At 33.9% G+C, this 12,538-nt stretch carries 14 protein-coding genes; all 14 read right to left on the reverse strand.

The window, feature by feature from the left end:
- Positions 1-10: 10 nt before the first annotated feature.
- Positions 11-484, reverse strand: coding sequence for a DUF6495 family protein (locus GJV76_RS09640; protein WP_155092404.1), 474 nt, complete (start codon positions 482-484; stop codon positions 11-13).
- 522 nt (positions 485-1,006) lie between these two features.
- Positions 1,007-1,450 (reverse strand): 50S ribosomal protein L9, encoded by a 444-nt coding sequence (rplI, locus tag GJV76_RS09645; protein ID WP_155092405.1) that lies wholly within the window; start codon positions 1,448-1,450, stop codon positions 1,007-1,009.
- A gap of 64 nt (positions 1,451-1,514) precedes the next feature.
- Positions 1,515-1,811, reverse strand: a complete 297-nt coding sequence (rpsR, locus tag GJV76_RS09650; RefSeq protein ID WP_155092406.1) for a 30S ribosomal protein S18 — start codon at positions 1,809-1,811, stop codon at positions 1,515-1,517.
- 5 nt (positions 1,812-1,816) lie between these two features.
- On the reverse strand, positions 1,817-2,158 hold the full coding sequence (gene rpsF / locus GJV76_RS09655) for a 30S ribosomal protein S6 (RefSeq protein ID WP_155092407.1): 342 nt from the start codon (positions 2,156-2,158) through the stop codon (positions 1,817-1,819).
- Positions 2,159-2,291: 133 nt separating this feature from the next.
- On the reverse strand, positions 2,292-2,834 hold the full coding sequence (locus GJV76_RS09660; protein WP_155092408.1) for a DMP19 family protein: 543 nt from the start codon (positions 2,832-2,834) through the stop codon (positions 2,292-2,294).
- A 108-nt stretch (positions 2,835-2,942) separates the two neighbouring features.
- The gene (priA, locus tag GJV76_RS09665) at positions 2,943-5,393 is read right to left on the reverse strand and encodes a replication restart helicase PriA (protein WP_155092409.1); all 2,451 of its coding nucleotides are present in this window, start codon (positions 5,391-5,393) and stop codon (positions 2,943-2,945) included.
- Between the two features lie 470 nt (positions 5,394-5,863).
- Entirely contained in the window at positions 5,864-6,292 is a 429-nt protein-coding gene (locus GJV76_RS09670) for a DUF2147 domain-containing protein (protein ID WP_155092410.1), read from the reverse strand.
- Positions 6,293-6,331: 39 nt separating this feature from the next.
- A complete protein-coding gene (locus GJV76_RS09675; RefSeq protein ID WP_155092411.1) occupies positions 6,332-7,231 on the reverse strand; it encodes a YihY/virulence factor BrkB family protein in 900 nt (299 codons plus the stop codon).
- Between the two features lie 31 nt (positions 7,232-7,262).
- Positions 7,263-7,502, reverse strand: a complete 240-nt coding sequence (locus GJV76_RS09680) for a hypothetical protein (protein WP_155092412.1) — start codon at positions 7,500-7,502, stop codon at positions 7,263-7,265.
- Positions 7,499-8,506, reverse strand: coding sequence for an SPFH domain-containing protein (locus GJV76_RS09685; protein WP_155092413.1), 1,008 nt, complete (start codon positions 8,504-8,506; stop codon positions 7,499-7,501). Before GJV76_RS09685 ends, GJV76_RS09680 begins: the two co-directional genes overlap by 4 nt.
- 3 nt (positions 8,507-8,509) lie before the next feature.
- The gene (locus GJV76_RS09690) at positions 8,510-9,901 is read right to left on the reverse strand and encodes a hypothetical protein (RefSeq protein WP_155092414.1); all 1,392 of its coding nucleotides are present in this window, start codon (positions 9,899-9,901) and stop codon (positions 8,510-8,512) included.
- A gap of 168 nt (positions 9,902-10,069) precedes the next feature.
- A complete protein-coding gene (locus GJV76_RS09695; protein WP_155092415.1) occupies positions 10,070-10,429 on the reverse strand; it encodes a hypothetical protein in 360 nt (119 codons plus the stop codon).
- A gap of 10 nt (positions 10,430-10,439) precedes the next feature.
- Positions 10,440-11,300, reverse strand: a complete 861-nt coding sequence (gene nadC, locus GJV76_RS09700) for a carboxylating nicotinate-nucleotide diphosphorylase (RefSeq protein WP_155092416.1) — start codon at positions 11,298-11,300, stop codon at positions 10,440-10,442.
- A gap of 88 nt (positions 11,301-11,388) precedes the next feature.
- Positions 11,389-11,964: a DJ-1/PfpI family protein gene (locus GJV76_RS09705; protein ID WP_155092417.1), complete on the reverse strand. Its 576-nt coding sequence runs from the start codon at positions 11,962-11,964 to the stop codon at positions 11,389-11,391.
- Positions 11,965-12,538: the final 574 nt, after the last annotated feature.

A 12,538-nucleotide genomic window follows, 5' to 3' on the forward strand; every position in this document is an offset into this window, starting at 1 on the left:
CTAAGCAAAATTACAACTTCAACAAATCTTTAAACTGCTGATACAGCACTCCATCACTCAGGATAGCTCCTTGTTGGATAATATCAAAAACCTCCTTATTTCTGTCACTTCCAAAGTCTTTACCTCCGTGCTTTATCTCTACATCGTTTGTAAAAACAGCATCACTTAACCATTGTAATCCTTCTTGAGTCATAAAGTCGATATCTGTTAATAACGCTTTTATAACAATTGTATGTATGTGCTTCTCATCAAAACCAAAAAGAAATATATGATTTTTTGAATAGTGCTCTAAAAAACGAGCATTACTCAACACTCCTTCCCATACTAAATCCGAAAAAACATCTAACTCTTGTTCTGCGACTTCTGGTTTCTCTTCCTTCAATTTATCCCACTCATGCTTATCTATCTGCTGAGAAGCAAGAAAATTAGTGAATTCCGGGTGCATTTCTTCAAATTGCTCTTTTGTAAGACGTGTATATTTCATGATTACTTAATTTCAACTGTCAAAAATACTAATTCTAATGAACATAAAAACCAAAAGCAAATACAACAATACAATATAATATCTTAAATAAACACAAAAAGCCCTTTGGTAAACCAAAGGGCCTAAAAACTCTCTACTAAAGCTAAAACTTTCTAACAAATAGCCGACAAACCTATTTGCTTCAAAAAAAATCTAATCGTTAATAATCTAAATCACCCATGAAAAATGATTATTACAATTCAAAAGTAGACATCCTTATCTATTGTTAAAAAACAATAACAAATATTAGTAAACGATTTCAAATAAAATTCAAACAAAACGGATTCTACAACTTTCACGTTGATTCTTTACACTATTCAAAAAAATACACAACCCTAAAACCTTCACCACACTACACCTTATCAAAATACTGGAGATTGAATCTAAAAAACTCACTTATGATACCTGTACGTAGTAAGCACTTCACAAAACAAAAAAGGCCCCCTAAATTAGGAGGCCTTTTCTATATATAATCTTTTAAGACTATTCTTGCTCAGCGATTACTTCGTAATCTACTTCAACGATTACATCACGGTGTAAACGAACGTTAGCAGTATATTTACCTAAACGTTTGATAACTCCTGAAGTAATGAATTTTTTATCAACTGTTTGTCCGTTTTTAGCGAAAACTTCAGCGATATCTGCATTAGTTACAGATCCAAATAATTTCTCACCACCAGCTTTAACAGCGATTTTGATTTCCAAAGCTTTCAAAGCTTCTGCAATAACTTGTGCGTCAGCGATTAATTTAGCTTCTTTGTGCGCTCTTTGTTTTAAGTTCTCAGCTAATACTTTTTTAGCAGAAGGAGTAGCCAATACAGCCATTCCTTGAGGAATTAAATAGTTACGTCCGTATCCTGGTTTTACAGTTACTACGTCATCTTTAAATCCTAACTTTTGAACGTCTTGTTTTAAGATAATTTCCATTGTTGATGTCCTTTTAAGAAGAAGTTAGGTTTCACGAATGAAAACCAACAACTTAAGTTTTTAATTATTTTAATAAGTCAGCTACGTACGGCATTAAAGCTAAGTGACGTGCTCTTTTTACTGCTACAGAAACTTTTCTTTGGAATTTCAAAGAAGTCCCTGTTAAACGACGTGGTAAAATTTTACCTTGCTCGTTTACGAATTTTAATAAGAAATCAGCATCTTTATAATCGATGTATTTGATTCCTGATTTTTTGAAACGACAATACTTTTTAGTTTTGTTTGTTTCAATGTTTAAAGGCGTTAGATATCTGATATCTCCGTCTTTTTTACCTTTTGCAGATTGCTCTATACTTGACATAACAATTAAGCTTTTTTAGATTTTAATTTCTCTCTTCTTCTTTCAGCCCAAGCTACAGCGTGTTTGTCTAAAGCTACAGTTAAGAAACGCATAACTCTTTCGTCACGTCTGAATTCAGTCTCTAAGTTGATAATGATATCAGCTGGTGCTGTGAATTGGAATAAGTGGTAGAATCCACTTTTCTTGTGTTGGATCTCATAAGCTAATTTTTTCAAGCCCCAGTCCTCTTTAGCTACCATCTCAGCTCCTCTAGAAGTAAGAAATTCTTCGAATTTCGCTACTGTTTCCTTTACCTGAGTTTCAGATAAAACGGGATTCAAGATGAAAACAGTTTCATAATGATTCATAAATAAAAAATTTTATTTGTTATAAAAATTGGGTGCAAAAATAAGTATTAATATCATTCAACACAAGCTATTTTTGCTTTTTTATTTCATTCTAATTCTAATAGTTAGAATAAGCTATCAACACGATAATCTATTATCGTTCTATTTCCTTACCTAACAAAGCTTCTGCTCTTTCATACATTCCCTCTATTGACAGTACCAATAAATCAGGGTGTGCTTTTAACCACTTCGCATTTAACTCAACTAAGTCTTCTTCAATATCGTAAAACTCATCATTCTTTAAAGCATCTCTCGTTGGATTCTCACCAAAATAATCCGTTTCAATAAAAGCTTCTAATGCCACTTCATCATAGTCTTTCAAAAACGCTACTTGTTTTTGTAAAAAAGCCAAATGTTTCACAGCTCCCATTTTTTCTAATCCCTCGATAACTACATCGAAGAAATCATAATCAGCTTGTGTATTCCAAACTAATTGAGAGAAATTGCCATTATTATACTCTGCCAAATAGTAATCTACATAATAACTTAAAAATGCATCTGGATGAATAAACTCTGCTGGATCTGTTTCAGCTTCTTCTCTGATTAAGTTAATAAATGTAATATTTGAATACACTACATCGTACGCATCCTCACTTTTCATTGCATTCTCTGAAACAACAATCTTTAAATCTTTCATATTTATTTCTTTTAAATGGAGCGCTATACACAAAACACCTCCTAACATTATTTTCTAAACTAAGGTAATACTTTTGCATCAAATACACCTTTACCTAATTCTCTTACTTTAGTAAAAATCTACATTAATAGTCACTTTTACTGAGCGATAAGCGCCAATAGCCTCAAAGCTTTTCAAAATCTGCTTGATCTCTAATTTTGTTTTATTCAATGACACTTGCTGTGGAATCTTAATTAAAATCACGCGAATATACTGATTCCTTATTCTATTGATAGCAGGTTCTTCTGGCCCTAATACTGGAATTTGAAACTGTTGTTTCAAACTGTTATACACCCAAAAAGAGGCCTCTTTTAACTTCTCAAACTCCCTATGTCTTAAAGTCAACTTTACCAAGCGATAAAAAGGAGGGTATTTAAAATTATGTCTTTCATACATCTGCTCCTTAAACATACCTAAATAATCATTATTAGTCACTTGCTGTATGATATTGTGATATGGATTAAATGTCTGTATGATAACTTTCCCTTTTTTATCCTTTCTTCCCGCTCTTCCAGAGATTTGCACTAACATTTGATAAGCTCTCTCATGTGCCCTAAAATCTGGATGATACAAACTATTATCAGCGTTCATCACCCCTACCAAATTCACATTACTAAAATCAAAGCCTTTCGCCAACATCTGTGTACCTACAAGGATGTCAATCTCCTTCTTCTCAAATGCCTCTACCAGCTTTTCATAACCATATTTACCTCGAGTCGTATCTTGATCCATGCGGCCGATGCGCTTATTGGGAAACAACTCTTTCAACTCTTCTTCTACTTGCTCTGTCCCAAACCCCTTTGTATTCAAATCAACACTATGACAGCGATAACACTGCTTAGGCATTGGCAAAGTATACCCACAATAATGACATCTCAATTCATTTCGATACTTGTGATAGGTCAAACTCACATCACAATGTGGACACTCTGGTACAGCACCACATGTCATACATTCAACTACAGGAGAAAATCCCCTTCTGTTCTGAAACAAGATAACCTGTTCCTCCAAAGACAAAGACATATTAATTGCATCAATCAAATAATCAGAAAAATGGCCTGTCATCTGCTTGCGCTTATACTTGTCCTTGATATCAACTAAGACTATCTCTGGCAAGCGAACATTAGTGTATCGTTTGCGCAATTGAACTAATCCATACTTACCTTGATTGGCATTGTAATACGTCTCTAAACTCGGCGTAGCTGAACCCATTAATACTTTTGCACCATGTTGTTTTGCCAAAACGACTGCACAATCCCTCCCGTGATATCGAGGAGCAGGATCATGCTGCTTATAATTCGGTTCCTGCTCTTCATCAATAACGAGAAACTTCAAATTTTGAAAAGGTAAAAAAACCGCCAAACGAGTACCTATCACTACCTTCGCCTTTTCTGATTGATTCAATACCTGATCCCACACCTCTAAGCGCTCATTATGAGAATACTTGGAGTGATAAACGGCCACTTGATTGCCAAAATAATTTGTCAAGCGTTGTACCAACTGCGTTGTCAACCCTATCTCAGGTACCAAAAACAACACCTGTCCCTCTTGGGCAATTAACTTTTCAATTAACTTGATGTAAATTTCTGTTTTACCTGATGCTGTCACCCCGTACAACAAGGTTACCTCTCTTTGTTTAAATGATTCTTCAATCTCCCATTGTGCCTTGCTTTGCTCATCATTTAAAACAATGACTTCTTGTGTAGCCTCACCAAAAACAACGCGATCTTGCTGTAAGAAATATTCAACAAAGATTCCCTTATCTAATAACGCCTTTAGTACGGCATTGGTTGTATTTGACTCGTCCATTAACTGCTTTGCAGTTATTGGTTTTTTCATCGAAGCGTTCAATTGAAAATACTTCAAGATCATCTCCCTTTGCTTTTCGGCTCTTGACACCATCTCCATCAAATCTGCCAAACCATTGTCTTGAATATACTGATCAGCTAATTTAATATAGCGTATTTGCTTTGGTTTATACTTCTCTATCATCTCCTCCTGAAGGAATATAATTCCCTTTTCCAAGAGGGTATTGATGACAGGAAACACCTTCTTCCTATTTAAAATAGCTATAATCTCTTCTATTTTAAGTATAGCCTGCGATTGTAGGGCTTCGTAAATTAAATATTCAGAATCATCTAATTCGTCTGTATTGATCGTCACCTTATCGTTATACTGTACAAGTGTTTCATTCTCCAAAAGTAAACGAGAAGGCATTGCACTACGATAAACCTCTCCAATCGTACACATATAATACTCTGCCATCCACTTCCACAAAGCAATCTGCTTTTCAGTCACCACTGGAGTAATATCTATGATTTCATTAATCTCCTTAGCTTGATACAATTGAGGAACTCTATTGTGCTTCTCTATCACTAAAGCAGTGTAAACTTTTGATTTACCAAAGGGAACGGCTACGCGCATCCCTACTTGGATAAACTCAAATTCAGCTTCACTTACTTGATAAGTAAATGTTGGCTCTAATGCTAACGGAATAATAACCTCAACGAAATAATTCATCTCACTTTTTTAATACTAAATACAAAGATAACTTTTTCAGTTTACATCATTCCCAACCTCACTGCATTCGTACTTATTTATCGCAAGATTGAATACACAAACAAATATATAATTATCACATACAGCCAATATAATTTATAATCTACATAAAAAACACTATAGTATACAACAACACATCAGTATGTTTCAGGTTGGTGTAAATTTATACCGCCACACCAATAGAGCTCACTGATAACTCAACCTATGTTACACCGAAATAACACAGTGTCTTAAATTTCCTAAATATAGATAGCCCTATATGTAATGAAGCGATGAATATTTATGAATAATCCCAAGTATAAATAGCACAATGCGCAGTCCCTTCTATTTTTTTACCCAATTATATACCGTACAAGACTTACATCCAATAAAAAAGGTCATTGGCAATAGCCAATGACCTTTTCTTTATCTTATCTTTCAATCCTACAATCTTAATTTGCCTTCACCCAAGTTTGAGTTCGCCCCATTAGAGAAATTCCAACATACCCCCTAACGTCTAATTTGTCCTTTCCATTGAGCTTTACAGTACACTTGTATTGCTTACCACTTTCTGGATCTGTAATCTTACCTCCTGTGTATTCCTCTCCTTTTTTCTGCAAGCCTTTAATGATAACCAATCCTTCTATTGGCGCTCCTTTTTCATCTCCCTCACATTTCTCACATTTGGGATTTGGTTTACTCGGATTAAGTAGTTTAGCTACTTTACCGTAGTACTTTCCGTCTTTCTCATAAATCTCTACAATAGATTTTTCTTTTCCTGTACTATCATCTATCGTTTTCCACTTACCTACTATGCCTTGTGCATTTGCCGTGCATACAGCTACGAACAAAAACACTATTGTCAAAAATGAGTTTCTCATAAAATATCGTTTTGGTTTAAGGTTTATAACCAAATATAATTATTTTTTTGACTTAAGTTTACTTATAGCTAAATTTAATTCAAAACCTAACAATAGAATCATACAGTTAATCCAAAGGTAAAACATCACAACAAGCAAAGTTCCAATAGACCCATAGAGTTCATTATATCGCGCAAAACGAAGTACATACACACCAAATAAAAAGGAAGTAAGAATATATAAAATAGTAGTAAAAACGGATCCTATCGAGATAAATGAAACATTCTTCGTTTCCTTAGCGCCAAACTTGTAGAGTATAGAAGTAGTCACTAAGACGATCAACAATAAAAATAGACTTCTCGACCATTGTATCAAAGTATTATCAATCTCAAATTTAAACATCAAAACTTCTAACCCCACATAAAAAGCTACTGAGAAAATAAGTAGGAATGCTAAAAAAACAGACAGTACTAATGCTACCAAATACTGTCTTATGATATTGCGAGAGATTGTAATATGATATGATGACTCAAATCCTCCTATGATAGCAAAAACACCATTTGTCATTAAAAAAATAGACAACAAAAAACCAGAAGACAAGAGGGATTTGTAACTATTATTCATAATATCATCCAACGTGGACTTCACAGCTTCAAATGTTGTAGGTGGTACCGAATCTGCAATAAACTGCATAAAGTCAGCTTGAAAATTATCTACAGGAATATACGGTATCAAGTTAAGAATAAACAAGGCAAAAGGAAACAGAGCCATAAAGAAACTAAAGGCAATAGACCCCGCTCTATAAGAAAAAGCTCCCTTGACAATTCCCACAAAATACAACTCAATCAAATCGTACAAAGAATATCCTTCTAAAAAAGAAAACTTAATATTCTTAAAAAAACATACAATTTGATTGAGAATAGGAATACGTTCTAATTTATCCTCTATCTCTTTTGACATACTCTACTTCTTTACTATTCAAAGGTAGTGATTATTTCTTCGGATGCGCAATATTGCCTTTTGTTGTATCATATCCTTTGTGAGGATTCTTAAAGAAATAAGACACAATCAGAACTAACAATATAGATGCAACAAATAAAATTCCAATCGTCTTAAACGCATTGTTTAAATGCATTGCGTCAAACATGCTAATCCCCCAAAAACCAAGTGCCAAATACATTGTCACAAGAAGCAATAGCAAAGTAAGAAGCACTCCAATTATATATTTCATGACTTATATTTTTTTAGTATTTCTGATTTTAACTCGTCAAATTCCACTTGAGAGAGTACTCCTTCTTTCACCAAGAGATGTAGTTTCTTTAACTTCTCTAAGACATCTTCTCCTTCATCGTCCAAAATAGATTTTGTTTCTGCCGAAAATAGTTTTCCCAACTCCATACCTGCCCCTAACTGCATCCCCATTCCTGCCATTCCTCCTTCGTTACGAGCTGCATCTCTCAATGCTTTTAATTTCTCTAATTCAACAAAAGACAGACCAGCCATCTCTGCAGCTTTTGCATCCGAAGCAATATCTGATACTTTGTCAATTCGCTTTTGGGTATTAGCATCGAATAGAGTTCCTACAATTCTAAAATCAGTTAACTCTAACCCTAATTTGGCAAACTCATTATTTAATTTAGCAGTGACCTCACTTGATATCAGTTCTAATTGACTATCAATTTCTTGATAACCGAAACTTTGACTTGCCAAATAGGATGAAATTGCCTGAGGTATTCTACCACTTATTACCTCATTCATATCCTTGGTTTCAAAGTGAGTTTCTTGTCCCAATAGCTCATTAAATAAAAAAGCAACGTCGTTGATTTTATAAGAGAAATTACCATTAGCTCCCATCTCAATAGGGATATTATAGGTTTTATCCACATACTTAACAGGGGTAGCAGTTCCCCATTGTTGATTCACAACTTGTGCTTTTCTGAAGAAAAATACGCACAACTTATGTTCGCTTTCGAAATTCTGACGAATCTTCTTCAGTGTAGTAATAAAAGGGTGATTATCAGTAGATAGACTATACACTCCTTCATCTGTGATTGTATCTTGCACTTTTCCTTCATAGACTAATACACACCCTTGTCCAGGTCCGACAATTAGCTTAGAAGCATTCTTAATTTCACTTGTTGCTGAGGGATATTGAAACCACAATATCTCTCTGTTCTGCTCTGACCACTCAATAACAGTAGCCAATTGCTTTTTAAACAAATTGAATATTCCCATAATTTACTCTTTTTCTTCTACTGGTGTTTTTAAATTGGATTGATCGATTGTTGAAAGTACTTCACCCTTTGTATCAAAGATTTGAAACACATTATAATCTACTCCTACTTTGAATACGCCATCGATCATTTCAACATTTCTAAATCCTTTCATTTCTGTTTTCTTCGTCCATAAAATCGAGCCATCTTTGCTTGATAATTTTTGCAAAGAATAAGTTTCATTCTCCAATATAGACTGTTTGATTGCAATGATCACCCCTTCCTCATCTGATCCGACAACAGTACCTACTGCATATTTTCGATTAGGCGTAAAGTCCCTTACTTTTCCTATTCTCGCTTTTTTTCGCGTATAATCCAATATTAATACCTTCTTGTGTGGTGAACTACTTGAAAACACACCAGATCCACCATAATCCCTCCTCCATTCAAAGTAAAAATAATACATCGGATATCCTTCTTGATACCAATAATCATATTGAATTAGTTGTCTCGCTTCATCTGGATAATCAAAACTCTTTCTTGTAAAAAGGTAACCAGTCTTTTTAACTCCATTTGGCAATGGCAAATCATAGACTTTATAGACTTCATCACTTGAATACACCTTGTTCAAATATATATAATACATAAACTTTTTACCCAAGTTGTTAGTGACTTCTATACCTTCATCAAAAGTATTGTATTTTAATCCTGCGATACCTTCACTAAACTCTTTGTGACTTCTAAACAATTCTTCGTCTACTTTCTCAAAGCATTGTAAAACATCATTGAATTTCAGTAAGTGATAATTATTTACAATAAGGTATAAATCACGATCTGAAATCTTAAAGAACTCAACTGAAAAGTCAGTCATTAGACCAACGCCTTTCAGTGACAAGTCAACATCAATTGGTTTCCTACTGAGTTCTTCTCCCGTTATCACATCGTTTAGTATTAAAAATAAACGAACTTTATCTCTTTTTGCGAAAAAATCATTAGTCGTTGCCACTTGTACTAAGGTTACTTTATTCTCTTTTAACCTATAAAGTGTATTTGCCTTAATACTCATAGGAACCATCTTAACCTCTTTTTTAGGAGGTACAATTTCTTGAACAGGTTCTACTATTGTCGTATTCTTAGATTTTGAAGATGAAATTACACTGATAATTGGCCCTATAAAGCTTAACACCAAAATCACAGCTAAAAAGATAATTACAAACTTTATGGCAGCTTTCTTATTCTTCTCTGCATTAGGATCATAACTGTCATTATAAGTGTATTTGTGATTAATATTAATATCATCACTATCTAAGAAAAAATTGGTTTGACAACTTTCACACTTATAGTAATCATCCTTTAACTCTTTTATCTTATTACTTCCACATTGTGGACAAATTATTTTTTTTAATGTCTTTGCCATTATGAAACAGTATATTTACTAATTCTCTTTTTATCTTTCTCAAAATCACCTCTGCAAAATCACCGAACACAGCATTAAGTCAAGGCAATCTATTCAACTTAAATTACCATTATCTATAAAATATAACTCAATAAAAATAGTGCGTAGTATAGATTATAATAATTTAGATTACATTTTTTTCAAACGCAACGCAATTGTATCCGTTGAAACCTTTGGTATATGATAGATCTTCATTTCTTTGTGAAGTTTCAGGCTTTTTGCAGGCTTTTTACTTTCCTTATATCTTTGACCAACTGTGGTGACAATGGCCATAAAAATTAATAGCCCTATAGAAATCATCTTTCGTCCACTTTCATTGCTCAAAGGAATGTGTTCAACAGCTTCAGTCTTAAGTTCACCAGTCTTCTCTCCTTCGAGGACAACAAATAACTCCCTACAATTAGCACAAGAATATTGCTCATATTTAAACTCCATTACCTGTGTACTACCACAAGAAGGACAAACTACTCTACCTTGACCGTCAACCATCTTTTACGGGTTAAACAACTGCTTTTAGACTTAAATCCATATTGTGCACTGAATGTGTCAATGCTCCAGAAGAAACGTAATTCACACCGCATAACGCATATTCTCTAACAGTAGTTTCATCAATATTGCCAGAAGACTCTGTTTGACATTGATCTCCTATTAAAGCGACAGCCTCACGAGTCATAGCATAATCAAAGTTGTCTAACAAAATTCTATAAACGTTCTCACAAGCCAAGATTTGCTTAACCTCATCAATACTTCTTGCCTCTACAATAATCTTTAAATCTCTATTATTGTCTTTTAAATATTGATTTGTCTTTTCAATAGCTTCCTTAATCCCTCCTGCAAAATCAATGTGGTTATCTTTCAACATAATCATATCATACAAAGCAAATCGATGATTGCCACCACCGCCAATTTTAACTGCCCATTTCTCAATAGCACGAACACCTGGAGTTGTCTTACGCGTATCTAATATTACCGTATTAGTCCCCTCTAATAAATCAGCAAAAAACTTGGTTTTAGTTGCAATAGCACTCATGCGCTGCATACTGTTTAACATAAGACGTTCCGCTTTTAGAATTGACTGAGAATTACCTGATATATAAAGAATAATATCGCCAATCTTCACAGGAGTTCCATCTTCGATACACACCTGTACTTCCAAAGTTGGATCTACGTAATTCAATACCATTTTAGCAAACTCCACTCCTGCTATTACCCCATCTTCTTTTACAAGTAGTTTTGCTCTACCTGTTGCTGTACTGGGAATACAAGCCAAAGAACTGTGGTCCCCATCACCTACATCTTCTCGAATAGCATTACTGATAATTATATCTAATTCCCTTTGAAATTGTTCTTTCGTAATCATATTTAAAAAAATTTGCGATGCTAAAATAAGAAATGTTAAATCAATTCTCCTTTTTTAGCATCGCAAATGTGGATAATTTATTCGAATGTTAGCCAATCACAATGCCCAACATTTTATAAAATTCTCTAAGAATATCGGGATGACCAGGCCAAGCTGGTGAAGTCACCAAATTCCCATCAACTACTGCTTTATCTGCACCTACCTCCTCATACTTACCTCCTGCCAGTACAATATCTGGTCCTACTGCAGGATAAGCTGTCAATGTCCTTCCTTTTAACACATTTGCTGGAGTTAACACTTGGATACCGTGACAGATAGCTGCTACTGGTAAATTCTGTGCAAAGAAATACTTAACGATATCAATCACTTTCTTATTCAACCTAATATATTCAGAAGAACGCCCTCCACAAATGTATAATCCACTGTAATCCCCCTCTTTTACTTCATCAAAAGATTTATTGATTACAAAATTATGCCCTCTTAATTCAGCATAAGTTTGAAAACCAACGAAATCGTGAATTGCAGTAGCAATTACTTCTCCCTTTTTCTTTCCAGGGCATACTACATCCACTTGTACTCCAATAGATAAAAGTGCTTGATAAGGAACCATTACTTCGTAATCTTCCACAAAATCACCTGCCAACATTAAAACTCTTTTTGCCATATTGTTTTGATATTATTAGTTATACCCTTGTAATTTACAGTTTTATTTAGACAGTAGTATTAAGGGAATGTAAAATTGTAAGAAAGCTCTCGAAAAAGAAACCAATACTGCTACTTACTCTATCTCTTTAAAATCAAAAGCTCCTTGACTAAAAAGTAAAAACTAAATTTTTGTTTTTTAAAATCGTTCCCAGGAAATTTTGTTTTTAACTCACTATTAATTTGCATTTGAAGTTCTTTTATTTTTAAATACTCTACTGACTTTTTAAATAATGGATTCTTCTTGTACTGCTTATAAAGTTTATCCGATTGTATAAAAGCGTCAATATCAAAGCTATTTAAATTCAATGGCTTCTGTTGATCTAAAGATAAATGAGCTGTACTAATACCACTAGCTGTACTTCATCTATAGCCAATAATAGCATCAGGATCAATAGCTTTTATATCAGGTACATATTTACTAAAAACAGAATTTATTTCACTTTGTAATTCTTTTAATGCTTCAGAAGTAATCAACCCAAAAACATCCACCTGCCCATTACTATCCCATACATAAGCATACATAGTAGGATTGT

The organism is Myroides albus (assembly GCF_009711045.1).
Lineage (GTDB): Bacteria > Bacteroidota > Bacteroidia > Flavobacteriales > Flavobacteriaceae > Flavobacterium > Flavobacterium album_A.

Bases quoted from the DNA above. Each gene is read 5' to 3' on its own strand.
- GJV76_RS09640 (WP_155092404.1), bottom strand. From the start codon at position 484: ATGAAATATACACGTCTTACAAAAGAGCAATTTGAAGAAATGCACCCG.
- rplI (WP_155092405.1), bottom strand. From the start codon at position 1,450: ATGGAAATTATCTTAAAACAAGACGTTCAAAAGTTAGGATTTAAAGAT.
- rpsR (WP_155092406.1), bottom strand. From the start codon at position 1,811: ATGTCAAGTATAGAGCAATCTGCAAAAGGTAAAAAAGACGGAGATATC.
- rpsF (WP_155092407.1), bottom strand. From the start codon at position 2,158: ATGAATCATTATGAAACTGTTTTCATCTTGAATCCCGTTTTATCTGAA.
- GJV76_RS09660 (WP_155092408.1), bottom strand. From the start codon at position 2,834: ATGAAAGATTTAAAGATTGTTGTTTCAGAGAATGCAATGAAAAGTGAG.
- priA (WP_155092409.1), bottom strand. From the start codon at position 5,393: ATGAATTATTTCGTTGAGGTTATTATTCCGTTAGCATTAGAGCCAACA.
- GJV76_RS09670 (WP_155092410.1), bottom strand. From the start codon at position 6,292: ATGAGAAACTCATTTTTGACAATAGTGTTTTTGTTCGTAGCTGTATGC.
- GJV76_RS09675 (WP_155092411.1), bottom strand. From the start codon at position 7,231: ATGTCAAAAGAGATAGAGGATAAATTAGAACGTATTCCTATTCTCAAT.
- GJV76_RS09680 (WP_155092412.1), bottom strand. From the start codon at position 7,502: ATGAAATATATAATTGGAGTGCTTCTTACTTTGCTATTGCTTCTTGTG.
- GJV76_RS09685 (WP_155092413.1), bottom strand. From the start codon at position 8,506: ATGGGAATATTCAATTTGTTTAAAAAGCAATTGGCTACTGTTATTGAG.
- GJV76_RS09690 (WP_155092414.1), bottom strand. From the start codon at position 9,901: ATGGCAAAGACATTAAAAAAAATAATTTGTCCACAATGTGGAAGTAAT.
- GJV76_RS09695 (WP_155092415.1), bottom strand. From the start codon at position 10,429: ATGGTTGACGGTCAAGGTAGAGTAGTTTGTCCTTCTTGTGGTAGTACA.
- nadC (WP_155092416.1), bottom strand. From the start codon at position 11,300: ATGATTACGAAAGAACAATTTCAAAGGGAATTAGATATAATTATCAGT.
- GJV76_RS09705 (WP_155092417.1), bottom strand. From the start codon at position 11,964: ATGGCAAAAAGAGTTTTAATGTTGGCAGGTGATTTTGTGGAAGATTAC.